We start from the raw sequence: 17734 nt of genomic DNA on the forward strand, positions 1-17734 counted from the left end.
TTCAAAAATATCCCGGGGGAGTCGTTGAAAATCGCGCCGATTTTCAACGGCGGGGGCAGCACCCCCAAGCCCGCTCAGACGCCGCGCGCGCCGCCCATGTGGTTCTCGCCGCGCTTGCGCGCCAGTTCGATCTGCTTCTGCCGTTCGCGGAACCGAGCCTTGTCGGCCTCGCTGGTCTCGCCGATGCAGTGATGGCAGGACACGCCATGTTCGTATTCGGGGCGCTGCCGGTCCTCGGGCAGGATCGGCCGGCGGCAGGCGTGGCATATCAGATGCGGACCTTCGGCCAACCCGTGCCCGACCGACACACGCCCGTCAAAGACGAAACACTCGCCCTGCCAGCTGCTGTCCTCCTGCGGAACCTCTTCGAGATATTTCAGGATTCCGCCCTTGAGGTGATAGACATCCTCCACCCCCTGGCCGATCAGGAAGTTGGTGGATTTCTCGCAGCGGATGCCGCCGGTGCAGAACATCGCGATCCGCTTGTTGTGGAACCGGTGCTTGTTTTCCTCCCACCAGGCGGGGAAATCGCGGAAGCTCTCGGTCTGGGGGTCGACCGCGCCCTCGAAGGTACCGATCGCCACTTCGTAATCGTTGCGGGTGTCGATCACGGCCACGTCGGGGCTGCGGATCAGGTCGTTCCAATCTTGCGGTTCAACGTAGTGCCCGACCCTCGCCTTGGGGTCGACATCGGGCTGGCCCATGGTGACGATTTCGCGCTTCAGCTTCACCTTCATGCGCGGGAACGGCGGTTCGGACGCGGTGCTTTCCTTCCACTCCAGATCGGCACAGCCCGGTAGGGCGCGGATATGGGCCAGCATCGCGTCGATCCCCGCCCGCGATCCGGCGATGGTACCGTTGATGCCCTCATGGGCCAGCAGCAGCGACCCGGTCACCCCCTGCGCCAGCGCAAGGTCGAGCAGCGCCGGCTTCAGGGCCGCCGGATCGGAAAACCGGGTGAAATGATAAAGCGCGCAAACGATATGCATGGGGGACGATGTAAGCCTTCTGCCGTTTCGCTACAAGCGTTCGAACGCAGTTTCGGCGGCCAGCGTCAGCCCATCCACCACGGCCGTAAACACCTCCGACGTTTCCGGCGCGGCATTGGGAAACCGCGCCTCGACCCGGTCGCGGATCACCGACATCAGGCTGGACCCGCCGACATAGACGATCCGATCCACCGAGGTCAGGTCACAGCCCGCATCCGTCACGGTCTGCACCGCATGGCTGGCGACCTGATCGGCAAAATCCGCCAGCTCCGCCTGCATCACGTCGCGCGGCAGCGGCACGGCCAGGCCGCGCTCGACCGTGTCCAGACTGATCGTGCCATCCTCGGCGCCGTTCGCAGCGATCTTGCCGGCTTCGACCGCATAGGCCACGTCATGGCCCAGATGCATCTCCAGAACCTCGCCCAGCCGGGCGAACAGGTCCGGCTGCGGCGCCAGGCGTTCCCATCTGCGCACATCGCGCAGCAGCGGCGCACCGTAGACGAAAGTGATCTTTTCCCAGGTCGCCAGATCCCGAAACAGCGATCGTGGCGCGGTATGGTGCCCCGCCCCCAATTCATTGCCGATCTGCGCGCCATAGCCCAGCAGCGGCATCGCATGGGACAGGCTGATCGCCTTGTCGAAATCGGTACCGCCGATGCGCACGCCCCGGCTGGCAATGATCCGCGTCTCGCCGCCCTGCCGGTCACAGAGCGTGAAATCCGACGTGCCACCGCCGATGTCGACGATCAGGTTGCGCCCCTCGCCGCCCACCGCCAGCGCCGCCGCCTCTGGTTCGGGCAGAAACGCCACATCGGTGAACCCGGCCAGGTGATAGGCTTCGGTTAGATCGACCAGCGCCTGCGCGTCACGTTCTTCTGAACTGGAATGAAACCGCACCGGACGGCCGGACAGGGCCCGGTCATAGGTCTGATAGGTGGCCGTTTCGGCGCGGATACGGATTTCCTGCAGGAACCGCGCGATCACTTCGATCAGGGTCAGCTTCTCGTTCATGAACTGCCGCTTTTCCCGCGCCAGCGGCGTGCCCAGCACGGATTTCAGTGACCGCATGAAGCGACCGTCATTGCCCGCGATCATCGCCCGGGCGGCCCGGCGGCCATACAACGTCTTGCGGGCGGCAAAATCCAGGAACACCGCCGTCGGCAAGGTCGCTTCACCCGGTTCCAACGGGATCAGGTAAGGCGCGCCGTTCACGCAAACCCCGGCAGCGGTGTTGGAGGTTCCGAAGTCGATTGCCAGGACGGCCATGTGCCCTACCCCTTGTTGCGAAAGAGCCGGTTCTAGGCAAATCCCGCGCGCCCGGCAAGGGGTCAGCCGGCCAGCGGCAGCACCGGCAGCCTGCGGGCGATATCGGAGTACATCCGCTCGGCCCCGTACAGCGCAGAAATCGCGTCGGGCGCCATCATTTCCGGGTGGGCGTCGATCACCCGGTCGATATCGTCGATCTGGTCCGGCAGGGCCTCGGCGATCACGCTGACAAAGGCGAAGGTCAGCGTTGCGTTGAATTTCTCCGGCACACCTGCCGCCTTGGTCAGATCCCGCAGCCCCCGCGAAATCCGCGCCAGCGCGTCGTAGAAATCCCCCTGCTGCAAAGCGAGGATGGTAACGCCGACATGGTCGCGATGGGAAAATTCCGCCGGGTTCAGCGTACCGTCATCCAGCGCGGCAAGTTTTGCTGCGTAATCACTCATCCTCCGCCTCCCCGATCTTGTGTGCATCCTCAGACGTCAGGTCCAGATCATAGACCTGCTTCAGCATTTCGATCTTTTCCAGGACGGTCGGGCTGAACGGCGGCGCCTTGCCCTCCAGCGCGTGCAGGGTGATGCCCTCCACCAGCTCCGCCATGCTGATATCCAGATGCTCGGCCAGCCCCTTCAGAACCTTCAGCATGCGCTTTTCCAATCGCAGCCCGGTTTGTACTCTTTCTATTCTCTTCATGCTATTTAGGTACCTTGGTACCGTTTAGGAGTCAATCTGCCGCTTGACCCGCTGCCGCAGCCTGCTACCCCTTGATCGAAGGAGACACCCATGACCCAAGCCCTGATCGTGATCGACTTGCAAAACGATTTCTGCCCCGGCGGCGCGCTGGCGGTTCCCGGCGGCGACGACATCGTGCCCGGCATCAACGCGCTGATGGAAGATTTCGACGCGGTGGTGCTGACTCAGGACTGGCATCCTGGCGATCATTCCTCCTTCGCCTCGCAACACGCGGACAAGGCGCCGATGGAAATGACGAATATGCCCTACGGCCCGCAGGTGCTGTGGCCCGACCACTGCGTGCAGGGCAGTGAGGGCGCGGTGTTTCACCCCGAGCTGAACACCGACCGGGCCGACCAGGTGCTGCGCAAGGGGTTCCGCCGCGCCATCGATAGCTATTCGGCCTTCTTCGAAAACGACCAGAAAACCCCGACCGGTTTGGAGGGCTATCTGCGTACGCGCGGCATCGGAAAACTGACCATGGTGGGGCTCGCCACCGATTTCTGCGTCAACTTCTCGGCCGTGGATGCGGCGAAGCTGGGCTTCGACGTGACGGTCCGCACGGACCTGTGCCGCGCCATCGACCTTGACGGATCGCTGGCGGCGGCGATGGCGGGCATGAGGGAGGTGGGCGTCAGCCTGAACTGACCCCCGCAGGCATCATTCGACGACGCCTGTACCGTCAAACCCGCATTGTTCCATCATTTTCAGATAGGACGCGGTGAAGCCGTCAAGAAAGGCGGTGAAGAATTCCTGATGGGCGACGACCACGTCCATCTGTCCGTTGCGCCGCATCGCCTGCAACACCCATTGGCTTTGGGGCGAATGGAAGGCGATATCGGCCTGGGCGAAACCTTCATCGTCGAAATATCCGGCAACGGTGCCGTCCATGCTGTCTTCGTCATCGAAGCGGACATAGGCGTCCTGCCCGTCCTGCATTACGGTGCCATACCCGCGTATCGCGCTTTCGTTGATCACCACCGACGGATAGGCGTGGGGCGGTCCGGCATCGCCGTCGCTGATTTCGACCTTCACGGTCGGCATTCCATCGCCGCCGGTGATCGCGACACAGGTGCGGCGCAGATCTTCGCCAGTGTCGATATCGTCCACGTATACTGTCCAGGATCCGTATTCCCAGAACAGGCCGGATGATGCCTTCACCGGCACCGCCAAAGAAAACAACACCACCGAAGCGGCCAAAACAAATTTCATTCCAAAAACCTTTCCTAAACCCGAACTGCCCAGCGAACCAATTGCTGGCAGATATCACGATAATACGTCCTGCCTTGCCAAGGGCTTAGCAGATTGGTTTAACCAATCCCGAAAGGGGAACGCCGATGGTAGATATTGCCACCCGTGTCTGGAACCACAAGTGGAAGATCGATCCGATCGTCCGCTCGATGATCGACACCGATTTCTACAAGCTGCTGATGTGCCAGTCGGTGTTCCGCAACAGCCGCGACACCCAGGTCACCTTTTCTCTTATCAACCGCAGCAAACATCTCCGGCTGGCCGACCTTATCGACGAAGGCGAATTGCGCGAACAACTTGACCATATCCGGTCGCTGTCGCTGAGCCGCGGCGAAAGCACATGGCTGCGCGGCAACACCTTCTATGGCAAGCGGCAGATGTTCCGCCCCGATTTCATGGAATGGTTCGAAAACCTGCGCCTGCCCGATTACCACCTGGAAAAACGCGACGGGCAATACGAACTGACCTTCGAGGGCAACTGGCCCGAGGTCATGCTGTGGGAAATCCCGGCCCTGTCGGTCTTGATGGAACTGCGCGGCCGCGCGGTTCTGAACGACATGAAGAAGTTCGAACTGCAGGTGCTCTATGCCCGCGCGATGACCAAGCTGTGGGAAAAGGTCGAACGGCTGCGCCAGATCGACGGGCTGAAGATCGCCGATTTCGGCACCCGCCGGCGGCATTCCTACCTGTGGCAGGACTGGTGCGTGCAGGCGATGGTCGAGGGGCTGGGCGACAAGTTCGTCGGCACCTCGAACTGCCTGATCGCCAAGAAACGCGACCTCGAAGCGATCGGCACCAACGCGCACGAATTGCCGATGGTCACGGCGGCGCTTGCCGAAAGCGACGCGGAACTGGCGCAGGCCCCCTATCAGGTTCTGGCCGACTGGCACGAGGAACACGAAGGGAACCTGCGCATCATCCTGCCCGACACCTATGGCACCGAGGGATTTCTAGAACACGCACCCGACTGGTTGGCCGGCTGGACCGGGATCAGGATCGACAGCGGCGATCCGTCGAAGGGCGCCGAAACCGCCATCGACTGGTGGAAATCGCGCGGCGAGGACCCGAGACAGAAGATGGTGATCTTCTCCGACGGGTTGGATGTCGACAAGATCGAGGAGTTGCAGGCCGAATTTGCCGGCCGGGTGCGGCCCTCGTTCGGCTGGGGCACGCTGCTGACCAACGATTTCCGCGGACTGACGCCGGACGATGCGCTGGCGCCGTTCTCGCTGGTCTGCAAGGCGGTGTCAGCCAATGGTCGGCCGACGGTGAAGCTGTCGGACAATCCCAACAAGGCGATGGGTCCGGCGGATGAAATCTACCGCTACAAGCGGGTGTTCGGTGTCGGACGGCAACAGGCGCTGAAGGTCGAGGTCTGAACGATGGGCTGGCTGGAATTCATCGCCGCTTTCGCCGGTTTCTTCCTGTCGCACAGCCTGCCGATCCGCCCCGCCGTGAAATCCCGCATCGTCGCGGTCCTCGGGCCGCGCGGCTTCACCATCGCCTATTCGATCCTGTCGCTGGCGGTTCTGTACTGGCTGCTGACGGCGGCGGGCCGCGCGCCGACCGTAACGCTGTGGGACTGGGCGCCGTGGCAAAATCATGTACCTCTGATCGCGATGGGAATGGTCTGTATCCTGCTGGCGCTCACCATCGCGCGGCCCAATCCGTTTTCCTTCGGCGGTGCGCACAACGACAGGTTTTCCCCCGACCACCCCGGCCTGATCCGCTGGACCCGCCACCCGATCCTCGCAGCGTTTGCGATATGGGCGCTGGCGCATATCGTGCCGAATGGTGACTTGGCCCACGTGATCCTGTTCGGCGCATTCGCGGGTTTCTCACTGCTGGGGATGCGCCTGATCGACCGGCGCAAACGGCGCGAGATGGGCGCGGAATGGGAACGGCAGCGACAGGCATTGCGCAGCGGGCCGCTGTTTCACAGCCCCGCGTCCCTGCCCGAAGCCGCTTTGCGCGCGATCCTCGGAATTCTCACATACGCGGCGCTGCTGCGCCTGCATCCGCTGATCTTCGGCGTTTCGCCATACCTGATGCTTCCCCACTGAGTTGGTCCACCGTCATGTTTAGGAAAACGGCGGATCAGAAATGGCGAACAAGCGTCACAAACCCGAAGAAATTGTCACTAAGTTGCGGCAGGTTGAGGTTCTTGTCGGGCAAGGGATGGCACGCGTGGACGCGGTCCGGGAGGTTCGCATAACCGAGCAAACCTATTACCGCTGGCGCAAGCAGTATGGCGGCATGGGAACCGACCAGTTGAAGGAACTCAAGCGGCTTCAGAAAGAGAACGACCGGCTGAGAAAAGCCGTGTCGGATCTGACCTTGGATAAGCAGATCCTGACGGAAGCAGCCAAGGGAGTGAGGGCCGTCTCGGAAACGGTCCAGTGGACCGTTTCAGGCCGGAACGGGCGGAGCCCCTGAGCCCCACTCGCCGTCGCGCCTGTATCGATCATGTGCGCAGCCAGATGAAGGTCTACGAGCGCCGCGTCTGTCGCGTCCTGGGGCAGCATCGGTCCACCCAGAGACACCAGCCGCGAGGGCGTGCCGACGAGGACTGCCTGGTGTCGGACCTGATCGAATTGGCTCGTCAGTATGGCCGCTATGGCTATCGGCGTATTGCAGCTCTGCTGAGAGAGGCGGGCTGGGAGGTCAACGACAGACGTGTCGAACGATTGTGGCGGCGGGAGGGGCTCAAGGTGCCAATCAAACAACCGAAGAAGGGACGGCTCTGGCTGAACGACGGATCCTGCATTCGGCTCCGGCCCGAGCATCGCAACCATGTCTGGAGCTATGACTTCGTGCATTGCCGGACGGAGGATGGAAAGGTCCTCAGGACGTTGAACATCCTCGATGAGCACAGCCGAGAATGCCTGGCGATCAAGGTGAAGTGCAAGCTGAACTCGGGCGACGTGAGTGATGCCTTGAGCGACTTGTTCATCCTGCGCGGCATCCCTGCCTTCATCCGCTCCGACAACGGCCCCGAGTTCGTAGCTCAGGCCGTCCAGGATTGGATCAAGGCTGTCGGTGCCAGAACGGTCTGCATCGAACCAGGTTCGCCCTGGGAGAACGGATATTGCGAGAGCTTCAACGCCCGGTTCCGCGATGAACTGCTCGATGGCGAGGTCTTCTACAGCCTGCGTGAGGCTCAGATCCTGATCGAACAATGGAGGAAACACTACAACACAAAACGACCGCACAGCGCTCTGGGCTACCGCCCACCAGCCCCGGAAACCATCGTCCCGATGGACCCGAGGCCGGTCATGCACTAACAATTAAGCTGGACCACTCAGGTGGGGCTGATCAGCCATGCCATTGCCATAACGCTTGGCACATCGAGCACGGAGTTCTGGCACCGCCCCCAATCCGCCTATACCGACACGGCTGCATTTGCTGTGCGATACATTAACCACAGCGCGACACCGTTTTTTTCTTGGTCAAGGGGATGAGCATGACCTTGCTTGACCGCGCCAGATCTAAGGCCGGATGGCAGCCGGCACGCCTCCAGTCCTTCTTTCTGACGCGCGGCATCCTGCTCATAGTGCTGCAGTTCACCGTCATCAATCTTGGATGGAAGCTCGCCGAAGACGGATTGGTATTTACTGAGATCTCGTGGTCACTCCTTTTGCATGCCAGTGCGCCAACAAGATTCCACGGGGTCTTATTTTCTTTGACCACTTCAATGATCCTGGCAAGCATCCTCATGCGATACTCGACACCTGTCGTCATGGCATTTGCAGGTCTGGTTCTGCTGGCACCCGAGCTTTACCTGCCGCTGTTGACCTATCCGGATGTGACCAGGTCTGTTCCAAGTTGGATTGCAGCGCTGACCATACCTGGTCACTGGCCTGATGCGTTCATCCTGTATACGCCAGTTCCCTGGCTCGGGATGACGCTTTGTGGCCTTATTCTCGAACGCCTTTTTCTGGAATCGCGCAAGCGCTTTGAGGCGATGCTCATACCTGTTGGTCTTTCCGCCCTGGAGCTGTTTGTTTTGGGGATTGCTATCGCATCGCTCCTGGACAGGCCTGCTTCGCTGATCGAGGCGTTCCATCTGCGACGCTATCCGCCTCATCTCCTGCTTCTTGTCTATGCCACCGGTGTGAACTGTCTGCTTCTCGCCCTTTTGCAGAGATATAACTTTGGTATTCTGGACGCCGTTCTGATCACCTTCGGGCAATCAGCGCTCATGTGTTACGTCACACGTCTCTTTATTTTTTTATTTGCAATCCGCCTGTCAGGACAGGAACCGGCGCTCACACATGGGATAAGTCTTGCTGTGCTTTGCCTCGCCGCAATGTACCCACTTAGCATGGCCTACAGTGTTCTCATAAAGCCTAGATTCAGGCCCGCCCTACTACGCGGAGAAAGAGCGCTGCGCGCAGCCACCAGGGAAATCCTGGCGCGCGACTGATCTTATTTACGAGCCACAACTGACTGGAACTGGTTTGATCCTCCCTGAAGTACTCCTCGCGGGTTTTGTATTCACAACAGGCGTCTACGAGTTTGGGATTGACCAGAGCACCAGAATTGGACGCGTCTTGTATTGGGAAAAAGTTGTTTGGACGGGAACTGACTGCTCCCGCACAGACATAAATTGATGTCACCTGGCCTGCCCGGCAGCGACGTGAATTCGCGCCAACGTCTGATCACCATGCCAAAAGAAGTGCGCCCAGCCGACTTGTGGACGTGCCGATGCCGAGGCATCGAGACAGATTGCGTGGTATTCATCAATCCCATCCATCTTGCGCATCGCCTCTGTACGCGGGCTTAGATCCTCATGCACTGCTGGGGGAGCCTGCAGCCTGGTAGACAGAGAAGGGCGGGAAACGGACTTTCACCGTGACCTAGTCCATCGGCAGCTTTGCGCAGGAAGCGGACTTTGCAAAGTTTGGCGAACGCCCGTAGCTAACCATCAGTACTTTTGCAGCGGACGGCAGCTTCGAGACCTTAATGAATCTCGGGAAGAGGAAACACATAACCGTGAAACGATTCCCAGTTTTCCAGCACGGTCGTGTCGTCAAGGCTCAGCACCTTCTCGCCGGGAAAATGCAGCCCCTGCACTGATGATACCCCCTCCGAGCAATGCGATTGCCCAGTCAATGAAGTGGAGCGGAGACAGGTGCAGAACTGCGGCTATCGGTTCGATCTGGATGATGACGAAAGCCGATATGACAGGAAGCACCGATGCTATCACGGCGGGTCGCGAGCCAAGCCGCGTCAGCGCCGCCGTCATTGCTCCGCTCGCGGTAATGAGTGCCGCCATCGCCATCGATCGCGCGTGCGGGACATCGAATTCGGTGCCGAGATTATAAACATAGCCACCCATGATGATCGCGATGGCGATGGCGCCGACGATTCCGATCTTGGCCCACTCCGCCGGGGAAAAAAATCGTAACCGCTGCCGCCGGTTGGAACGCGCCAGCGCGTCCCGCGATGGCAGGTTCTGGAAAACCAGCATGGCCGTTGGATGGATAATAAGCTCGATCCAGACGATGTGGATCGGCAGGTATAGCAGCGGATATCCCAGAAGCGGGATCAAGGCTGCCGTCGCCACCAGCGGGGCGTGCAGCATAAGAAGATATGCGAAGCTCAGTCTAAGGTTCGTGAACAGTTGGCGGCCTTCGGCGATCGCGCGCACGATCGTCGTGAAATTATCGTCGAGAAGTACGATCGAGGCCACCTCGCGCGCCGATCGCGTTCCGCGTTCCCCCATCGCGATGCCAACATCCGCACCACGAAGCGCGGGGGCGTCATTGACGCCGTCGCCGGTAACCGCGACCAATTCTCCCTTTTCCCGGAGCGCCTCGACGAGCGCGAGTTTCTGGGACGGCGTGCATCGGGCGACGACGTCGAAACCGACCTCCGCACCCTTGTGAAGTTGCAGGTGCTCGGCCAGCTGGGCACCGTCGATGACCCGCGGCTCTGCCGCGCCGATGCCGATCTCCTTGGCAATCGCCGCTGCCGTCCGGGAATGATCCCCGGTGATCATGATCACGCGAATCCCGGCTTGCTGCGCTTCTTTCACGGCATCGGCGACGCCCGGCCGTACCGGGTCCGAGAAGGCAAGAAGACCTGCGAAATCGTAACTGGTTTCGGGTTCTGCGCCGGACCAGCTCTGCAGCGACCGGGCCGCAACGGCAATGACTTTGTGACCCGTAGCGGCGAGGTCCTGTGTCCGGTGCAGCCAGGCCTCACGCTCCCGCTCCGACAGGCCGGTCATCGAAAGCACACTTTCGGGCGCGCCTTTCATTGCCACGCGCCATGCGCTGTCCGCGACGCGCATAACCGACACTTCGCGGAGCCGATCCTCGGTGAAGGGGAAGACCGCCTCGACTTGTCCGGCTAGGGGGCGTGCGTTCTTCAGAAGGAGCAGGTCCAGCGGGTCTTCTGTTTCCGTTCTCGAGGCCGTCGCGCCGAGGGTAAGGACGTCTTCCCGGCTCAGCCCCGCGGCGGGAACGACATGGTCGAGCAAGAGCCGCCCTTCAGTCAGTGTACCTGTCTTGTCGGTGCAGATGCAGGAAACCCGGCCGATGTTTTCTACGACAACGGCCCGGCGGACCAGAGCCTGCTGCTTGGCGAGACGATAGACGCCGAGCCCGAGAAAGAACGAAAAAACGACAGGAAATTCCTCGGGCAGCGCCGCAATCGCGAGGGTGACCGCGCTCAGGAGGGCATCGACCACGCCGTAACCTTGCACATACCGGATGACCGCGAGGATTGCGCAGAGCAACAGCGCTGCAACGAGCAGGATCCGGACGAGCTGTGCGATCGCCTCCTGCAGGGGAGTCCGTTCGGCTCGCGTCGTGCTGGAAAGCCGTGCGATTTCTCCATAGAGGGTTTCGCTACCAGTCAATGCGATGCGCACACGGGCTTCCCCGGTCAGCAACCGCGTGCCGGCCATGCCCCAGTGTTCCCCGTCGATTGTCGCCTCCCAGGGGCCGGCAGGGGGGCATGCAATCGGGTTTTTCCGAACCGGCAGAGCCTCGCCGGTGAGCGTGGACTCGTCCGCCTGAAGGGCGCTGCCGGACAAGATCAGGCCGTCTGCCGGAAAGTAGGCGCCCGCAGGAACGATGACGAGATCGCCCGGAACGAGGGCCGTCGAGGGAATGTCGTGCTCCTGCCCGCCCCGGATCACACGCGCATGGGACGCGAGCCTCGCCCGAAGCCCCTCTGTTGAAGCCTGAGTGCGCCGGTGAAGATAGGCGTCCATACCGACAATCGGGATCAGGGCAGCAGCAAGAACGACCGCCTCTGTGTAATCCCCGAGCCAGAGAAACAGGGCGGCAGTCCCGACAAGAAACCAGATCATCGGGTCCTGCACCGTGCTGCGCGCGATCTCCAGCCAGCTCGAGGACGTCTCGGCTACAATCGTATTCGGCCCGTATTTGGCGCGTCGTGCCGACACCCCGGTATCATCTATACCCTCGAACTCGGTCCACAATCCTTCGAGTCGTTCGAGAGGAGCTTTACGTTGCAAGTCGTGCTTTCCCGTTCTTAGGTTTCTCAGCGGGTGTCCGAAAAAGCCTATGGCTTGCCCCGAATGGCAGTCAACTCGTCTCATCCGGACGAGCGCGGCGCAGGCCCAACAGGTCCGGATTGCGTTTGAGTGTCATTATTATTCGCGAATTTAGTTACTTGAGGGACTTTCCGACACCTTGTATGGGCAGGCACAACTGAAGGGGAATGTTATGTCTGCTGCGCTGAAACTGGCCACCGGAAGTCTTTTGATCGGCTGCCTTGTGCTTGGCCTCAAGGTTCTGGCGTGGTGGATGACGGGATCTGTCGCGCTCCTGTCGGACGCGCTGGAAAGCACGGTCAACCTCGCAACGGCCTTCGCCGCCCTCATCGCCATCCGGGTGGCCGCACGTCCCGCCGACGCGAACCATCCCTTCGGCCACCACAAGGCCGAATTCTTCAGCGCGGTGCTTGAAGGGGTCATGATCATCGTCGCCGCGCTTTTCATCCTGCGCGAGGCATATCATGGGTTCATGAGCCCGCGGGTGCTTGACGCGCCGATCGAAGGGTTGTTGGTCAATGGGGCAGCGACGGCGCTGAACGGCGTATGGGCGTGGGTGCTTGTGCGACAGGGCCAGAAACTGAAATCGCCCGCGCTGGTCGCGGATGGCAGGCATCTGTGGACGGATGTCGTGACCTCGGCGGGCGTTGCCGGTGGCGTGCTGCTTGCCCTGGTGACGGGATGGTGGGTGCTCGATGCGGTGATGGCGGCGCTGGTTGCGGTCAACATTCTCTGGTCCGGCTGGCGGGTGGTAAAGGAATCGCTGAGCGGCCTGATGGACGAGGCGGTGCCAGACGAGACGCTCGAACAGATACGCCAGGCCATATCGGCCGAGGCGCACGGCGCTGTCGAGGCGCACGATCTCAGAACCCGTCACGCCGGCAGCGCCACCTTCGTGGAATTCCACCTTGTTGTTCCGGGCGAGATGTCCGTGTTCGACGCGCACGAGATTTGTGATCGTGTCGAGGCCGCGGTCGCCAAGGCCGTTCCCGACACCAATGTCACGATCCACGTCGAGCCGGAGCACAAATCGAAACACACCGGTATCATCGTGCTTGACTGACGCGGGATCCGGACCGGCCTTGTTTTCCAAGAATCTCTAGCTCATCCCGCGGGCACTCCAGATACTTATCAGGTATCCAGATTCCTAAAAAATCAGTCTCATCGGGGACAGCCCCCCCTGTTGGAAGTTCTCAGAACAACTAAAGGACTAAGCACCGCGCGGGACAACGGGTAGTCAGAACCGCACCGGATTTGCCGAAGGCCCCAACTCGTGAGCAAGATGAAGCATCTTTGTTTACCGCAAACCGACGGACTGTTCGACGCAGACACGAAAAAGCCCTTTGATGATCGGCTGCGTTGGGCTGAAGGTGATCGTTCGCTGCGACCTGAACCAACGGCGGCTTTGCGCAGGAAGCTGACTTTGCAAACTCAGGGTCGGGCGGGCCTTTTAAATCGCACGTATTCGGCCCAATGCGGTCACTGAGAAAGGGTTGTGAAAGTCCGTCTTGCGCTCGAAGAGAGGGAGTTGCGCCGCTGCTGATTGGATTGTCGAAGAGAATTCCCTTCGAACGCCATATGACGACCAAGATCCTCCTTCAGTTTTCCTTATCTCGATCCAGAAATTCTAGCGTTGCGTCGAAGATACGGCCGAATGCAGGGTCGCTCGAGATCGGGAAGGAGTTCGAACTGTCCACTTCCAGAAATTCGGCGCCAGGAATCCCGGCAGCCACACGACGCCCTTCAGCGGTCGGGTGGATCGTACACATTTGTGTATGGATCACGAGCGTTGGCGCGCGCACCTTTGCCAAATCATCCAGGACATTGAGGTTGTCGATCAGATTTCGCTGCAACAAGGCATCCTCGGTCGAGCAGGCATGTGCGATGAGTTGAATGAGCTCTGTTGTCTCGTCGAAAGACATCGTTGGCAGCACCATCGTTGCCCAGGCACGCATGAAGCCGTTATCCGGATCCCCCCAGCCGCCGCTCTTGAGAAGCGCTATAAATGGGTCGTTTGCGGAATCTATTGGAGCGTTCTCGCGCGTGGCCCTGCCTCGAGCATATCCGTTGTGCAGAACGAGGCGCGAAACGCGATCGGGCCACCTTGCGGCCAGACGGATCGCAACGGCAGCAGCCTGCAGGGTCGCGATGATCGGAAAGCGATCGAGGCCTGCGGCATCGGCGACGGCAATCATGTCGTCCACATGCTGCTCCAGACTATCTTCGCGCTTGATCGGGTCCGATAGGCCTGCTCCTCTGATATCATATCGGATCAGCCGGTGCTTTTCCGCAAGAGCCGTCAAACCCCGGCGCAGCAATCCGCTGTACCAGTCCTTTTCCAAGTGTGACAGGTGATGCCAGGCATAGAGAACCGGCGTTCCTTCTCCTGCACTCGACCACGCAATGCTGGTGCCGTCTGCCGAAGCGGCGTAACGGATTGTCTGACGCAACTCGGGCCTTGTCACGGGGCCGGCGTTCTCCTGAATGCTTACCTCCGCGACCATCTCGAACCCGCGCCTCGGAACCGTGCGGATAATCCGTTGGTCCCGTCCATTGTCCCCGACAGCCGTTCGCGCCGCATTGATCCGCGCGCTGATTGTCGCTTCTGAGACGATCCGCCCCTCCCACACTGCTTCGATCAACTGATCCTTGGTTACCAGAGATCCCGCGTTTTCGGCCAGTACGTGGAGAATATCAAAAACCTGCGGCTCAACAGGGATGTTCTCACCGCCCCGCATCAATGCATAGCGTTTGATGTCTAACTTGTTGTCGTAAAAGGAGTAGATCATATCCTGGCGCCTCTGCAGCACCTCATCTCTACCAAAGATTAATCGGCGGCCTGAAGACAAAGCAAGGAAATCCCAACCGCTCTAAGAGGCTTTCTTCAAGCAGCGCAAAGGCCAAGCGCCCATTCTGAGTGGGACCGGAGGGAAGGAGTCCACCAGGATCAACCAGCATTGCTGGGCTCTCCAAGACGGGTCGATTGATTGCAAATACTAAACAGCGCGATCCCACGCGATGCGCAGCGCAGCGGCGTACGTGTTGTTTGCCGACATAGGAAATGTCGTCGGATCGCTTGCCGCTCTGGTGATAGGGTGAGTTGCGCTCAGGCGCCGCCATACCGAGGCAGGCCCTGCCGCGAAATCGGTATTCAGAGGCAAGCCAGGACCGCTTCGGGCTGGAAACCGATATTTGCGGCGGACGACACCAATGCCTGCTACGCGGACTTTGCCGACATCTTGGGCGTCATTGGCAATTGGTGCTTCCGGCCCAACGCAGACGCGAAGTGCAGAGGACTTCAGTGGTCGGTTTCTGAAAACAGGGCCCCGATAGACCTACAGCCAGTCATGCTCTAACATTCAAACCGGAACACTGGGGTGGGGCTGCAACGGCCGGTCTGTCGGGTAGCGTCAGTTCAGCCGAAAATGACTTGGAGGCGACATGGCTGACGAGAAAGACCAATTGGGTTTGCGTGAACCAGGTCACGACCTGCATCTCGAACATGAGGATGCAACGATCCGCTATTTGCACTGGATCATTCGCTTCGCGGTCAAGATTCTAGCAATACTTATGGTGATGGTTATTGTATGGGGCCTAGGCGATGTGATCTTCGTCCTCTACCAACGCGTTACAGAGCCGCCCTTCATGCTGTTGCAGATCAGCGACCTCCTGGCGACCTTCGGTTCCTTCCTCGCGGTGCTGATCGCGATTGAGATATTCGTAAATATCAGCATGTATCTCAGCACCAACGTGATCCCGGTACGGCTGGTCGTCGCGACGGCCTTGATGGCAATCGCACGGAAGGTCATCATATTCGACTATGACCAAATCACACCGCCATATATTTATGGAACGGCGGCCGTCGTTCTTGCATTGGGAATTACGTACTGGCTGATCACAAAGCGCAGCTGACCGTTCGATCTGGGCAACCAGCAAATCTACCGTCATCGCCGTGCTTCAGAACATCTCGGCACCTGTACTTGGTAACCGCGCAAATGGCACCGCCTGCCTGAACATGGGGATTGATCTAAGAGACGTGTTTGGCGACGACAAGCTCGAGATTGGTTTGTCGGTCGGGGTCGGCGGGGCGAGCGTGCCCCAGGTGACGCAGCGCTGACCTACCGGTCGACCACGTCCGCTTCGGGCTGAAAGTGGTCGTTCGCTGTAGCTTGGACCAACGACGGATTTGCGCAGAAAGGGGGCTTTGCAAAGCCCTCGCCCCGTCCCAGAAGCAGACGTCGGGACCAAACACAGCAAACTGCGGTCACGAGCCCCTGGTAGATTTTGAGAAGAGGACCGTCTTCGCGAAAACTACAAAACGCGAGGACCGCGCACCGTTCCGCCAAATTGTGCGCATTTTACGCAGAACTCCCTTTGCGAACTGGAAGTTTGCGAAATCTCCGCATCGGTAGTTCGATAAGAACTCGAAAGCCCACACAGACAGACAACCGATGAGCAGCAACATGTATGTTTACCAATCCATTGCCCAATCCCTTGCAGACCATGACTTCGACACGATGTTCGGGCTGATGGGCGATGCCAATCTTTTCATGGTCGATCATTTCGTGCGTGCCGGCGACGCAACCTTCGTGCCCGTGGCCTTCGAAGGCAGCGCGGTTCTGATGGCTCTGGCCTATGGCCGCGTTGCGGGCAAAGTCGGCATCGCCACTGTTACTCATGGCCCGGCGCTGACCAACTGCGTCACCGCCCTGACCGAGGGCGCACGTGGCCATGTGCCGATGGTGTTGCTGGCAGGGGATACCGCCGTGTCCAACCCGCATAATCTGCAGAACATCGACCAGCGTGAAACTGTCAAGATCACGGGCGCTGGGTTCGAACAGATGCGCTCGCCCGAGACCGCCTCCTACGATGTCGCCCATGCCATCTACCGGGCGCAGGTGGAAAAGCGGCCTATCGTGTTGAACATGCCCATTGATTTCATGTGGCAGGAGGTGGAGCACACCCGGCACGTCTTCCCCGCTTTCACCGCGCCCGCCTACGTGCCCGAGGGCGATGACCTGGATGAGGCCGTGGGCATGATTGCGAGCGCGCGACGGCCAATCATCCTGGCCGGTATCGGCGCCAAGGACGCGGTCGAGCAGATCAAGAAGCTAGCGGACCGTCTGCAGGCCCCACTTGCCACCACCCTCAAGGCCAAGGGGATGTTCAACGATCACCCCTACAACATCGACATATTCGGCACGCTTTCGACGCCCGCCGCCTATGACGCAATTGCCAAGGCCGATTGCGTCATCGCCTTTGGCACGTCCCTGCACAATTTCACCACCGACAAGGGGGCACTGATGAAGGGCAAGCGCGTGGTGCAGATCAACGATACCGTAACCGAAGTCGCTAAGAACTATCATCCAGACGCCGCGCTCGTGGCCGATGCTGGTTTGACGGCGGACAATATCGTCTGATGGCTCGATGAGGCCGAAATCCCCGGAAGCGGCTTCACAGCCGAACTGGACATGGAAGTGCTGACCGCCCATCCCAAAGGCAATCCCGACGAGACCAAACCCGGCTTCGTGAACTTCGAGTACGTGCTAGACCGGCTTGAGGAGGTGTTGCCCAAGGACCGTTTCCTGACCACCGATGGGGGGCGATTTATGACCGAGGTTTGGTGCCGTGTGTCCTGCCCCAACGCCGAAAGTTTCATCGCCACGACCAATTTCGGCTCCATCGGCCTCGGGTTACAGGTCGCCATCGGAGCGGGCTACGCGGTGCCGACCCGACCCGTAGTGCTCTTCACCGGCGACGGCGGCTTCATGATGGGGGGTATTAACGAGTTCAACACCGCCGTCCGAATGAACCAGGACCTAATCGTGATAGTGGCAAATGACTCTGCCTACGGCGCCGAGCATATTCAATTTCTCGATCGCAAAATGGACCGTAAGCGCCTCGGCGATCCCCTACGCGGCGCGGCTTGACGCGACCGCGAAGTTCCAGGGCATGAGTTCGTCGATGC

The 17734-nt window shown here is 60.2% G+C and carries 16 protein-coding genes and 1 pseudogene; 10 read left to right on the top strand and 7 right to left on the bottom strand.

The genetic code is table 11. From position 1 onward, the window contains the following. Nucleotides 1-74: 74 nt before the first annotated feature. The 4 genes from trhO to IT775_RS17665 all read right to left on the bottom strand — a co-directional run bounded on the left by trhO (nucleotide 75) and on the right by IT775_RS17665 (nucleotide 2897). Complete coding sequence (gene trhO, locus IT775_RS17650) at nucleotides 75-989, bottom strand: oxygen-dependent tRNA uridine(34) hydroxylase TrhO (RefSeq protein ID WP_212702558.1); 915 nt, start codon at nucleotides 987-989, stop codon at nucleotides 75-77. Nucleotides 990-1019: 30 nt separating this feature from the next. Next, nucleotides 1020-2255, bottom strand: coding sequence for an Hsp70 family protein (locus IT775_RS17655; RefSeq protein WP_212702559.1), 1236 nt, complete (start codon nucleotides 2253-2255; stop codon nucleotides 1020-1022). Nucleotides 2256-2317: 62 nt separating this feature from the next. After that, nucleotides 2318-2698, bottom strand: coding sequence for a hypothetical protein (locus tag IT775_RS17660; protein ID WP_212702560.1), 381 nt, complete (start codon nucleotides 2696-2698; stop codon nucleotides 2318-2320). Then, complete coding sequence (locus IT775_RS17665) at nucleotides 2691-2897, bottom strand: hypothetical protein (protein WP_246525694.1); 207 nt, start codon at nucleotides 2895-2897, stop codon at nucleotides 2691-2693. Before IT775_RS17665 ends, IT775_RS17660 begins: the two co-directional genes overlap by 8 nt. 138 nt (nucleotides 2898-3035) lie before the next feature. Here IT775_RS17665 and pncA point away from each other — a divergent pair, with 138 nt between their 5' ends. Continuing rightward, on the top strand, nucleotides 3036-3632 hold the full coding sequence (gene pncA, locus IT775_RS17670) for a bifunctional nicotinamidase/pyrazinamidase (protein ID WP_212702562.1): 597 nt from the start codon (nucleotides 3036-3038) through the stop codon (nucleotides 3630-3632). A 12-nt stretch (nucleotides 3633-3644) separates the two neighbouring features. Here the strand turns inward: pncA and IT775_RS17675 are convergent, their stop codons facing one another. After that, a complete protein-coding gene (locus IT775_RS17675) occupies nucleotides 3645-4196 on the bottom strand; it encodes a DUF1176 domain-containing protein (protein WP_212702563.1) in 552 nt (183 codons plus the stop codon). Between the two features lie 125 nt (nucleotides 4197-4321). Here IT775_RS17675 and pncB point away from each other — a divergent pair, with 125 nt between their 5' ends. From pncB to IT775_RS17695, 4 genes and pseudogenes are all read left to right on the top strand, one after another. Continuing rightward, a complete protein-coding gene (pncB, locus tag IT775_RS17680) occupies nucleotides 4322-5614 on the top strand; it encodes a nicotinate phosphoribosyltransferase (RefSeq protein WP_212702564.1) in 1293 nt (430 codons plus the stop codon). A gap of 3 nt (nucleotides 5615-5617) precedes the next feature. Beyond that, on the top strand, nucleotides 5618-6298 hold the full coding sequence (locus tag IT775_RS17685; protein ID WP_212702565.1) for an NnrU family protein: 681 nt from the start codon (nucleotides 5618-5620) through the stop codon (nucleotides 6296-6298). 40 nt (nucleotides 6299-6338) lie between these two features. Further along, nucleotides 6339-7519 (top strand): annotated as a pseudogene (locus IT775_RS17690) (IS3 family transposase). Nucleotides 7520-7680: 161 nt separating this feature from the next. Further along, nucleotides 7681-8661 (top strand): heparan-alpha-glucosaminide N-acetyltransferase domain-containing protein, encoded by a 981-nt coding sequence (locus IT775_RS17695; RefSeq protein ID WP_281414374.1) that lies wholly within the window; start codon nucleotides 7681-7683, stop codon nucleotides 8659-8661. A gap of 606 nt (nucleotides 8662-9267) precedes the next feature. Here IT775_RS17695 and IT775_RS17700 read toward each other — a convergent pair. Next, complete coding sequence (locus IT775_RS17700) at nucleotides 9268-11727, bottom strand: cation-translocating P-type ATPase (RefSeq protein WP_212702567.1); 2460 nt, start codon at nucleotides 11725-11727, stop codon at nucleotides 9268-9270. Between the two features lie 211 nt (nucleotides 11728-11938). Between IT775_RS17700 and IT775_RS17705 the strand changes: the two genes are divergently transcribed. Further along, entirely contained in the window at nucleotides 11939-12829 is an 891-nt protein-coding gene (locus IT775_RS17705) for a cation diffusion facilitator family transporter (RefSeq protein ID WP_212702568.1), read from the top strand. 535 nt (nucleotides 12830-13364) lie between these two features. Here IT775_RS17705 and IT775_RS17710 read toward each other — a convergent pair. Beyond that, nucleotides 13365-14555, bottom strand: a complete 1191-nt coding sequence (locus IT775_RS17710) for an alpha/beta hydrolase (RefSeq protein ID WP_212702569.1) — start codon at nucleotides 14553-14555, stop codon at nucleotides 13365-13367. A gap of 652 nt (nucleotides 14556-15207) precedes the next feature. On the opposite strand from IT775_RS17710, the gene IT775_RS17715 reads away from it, so the two are divergent. The 4 genes from IT775_RS17715 (at nucleotide 15208) to IT775_RS21330 (ending at nucleotide 17696) form a co-directional block, all read left to right on the top strand. Then, complete coding sequence (locus IT775_RS17715) at nucleotides 15208-15678, top strand: phosphate-starvation-inducible PsiE family protein (RefSeq protein ID WP_212702570.1); 471 nt, start codon at nucleotides 15208-15210, stop codon at nucleotides 15676-15678. Nucleotides 15679-15718: 40 nt separating this feature from the next. Further along, nucleotides 15719-15883 carry a hypothetical protein gene (locus IT775_RS17720; protein ID WP_212702571.1) on the top strand — a complete coding sequence of 55 codons (165 nt, stop codon included), beginning with the start codon at nucleotides 15719-15721 and terminating at the stop codon, nucleotides 15881-15883. 334 nt (nucleotides 15884-16217) lie between these two features. Further along, nucleotides 16218-17186 (top strand): thiamine pyrophosphate-binding protein, encoded by a 969-nt coding sequence (locus IT775_RS17725; RefSeq protein WP_246525697.1) that lies wholly within the window; start codon nucleotides 16218-16220, stop codon nucleotides 17184-17186. Between the two features lie 51 nt (nucleotides 17187-17237). Continuing rightward, nucleotides 17238-17696: a thiamine pyrophosphate-dependent enzyme gene (locus IT775_RS21330; protein ID WP_246525698.1), complete on the top strand. Its 459-nt coding sequence runs from the start codon at nucleotides 17238-17240 to the stop codon at nucleotides 17694-17696. Nucleotides 17697-17734 lie beyond the last annotated feature (38 nt).

It is taken from the genome of Thalassovita aquimarina, assembly GCF_018219815.1.
Lineage (GTDB): Bacteria > Pseudomonadota > Alphaproteobacteria > Rhodobacterales > Rhodobacteraceae > Thalassobius > Thalassobius aquimarinus.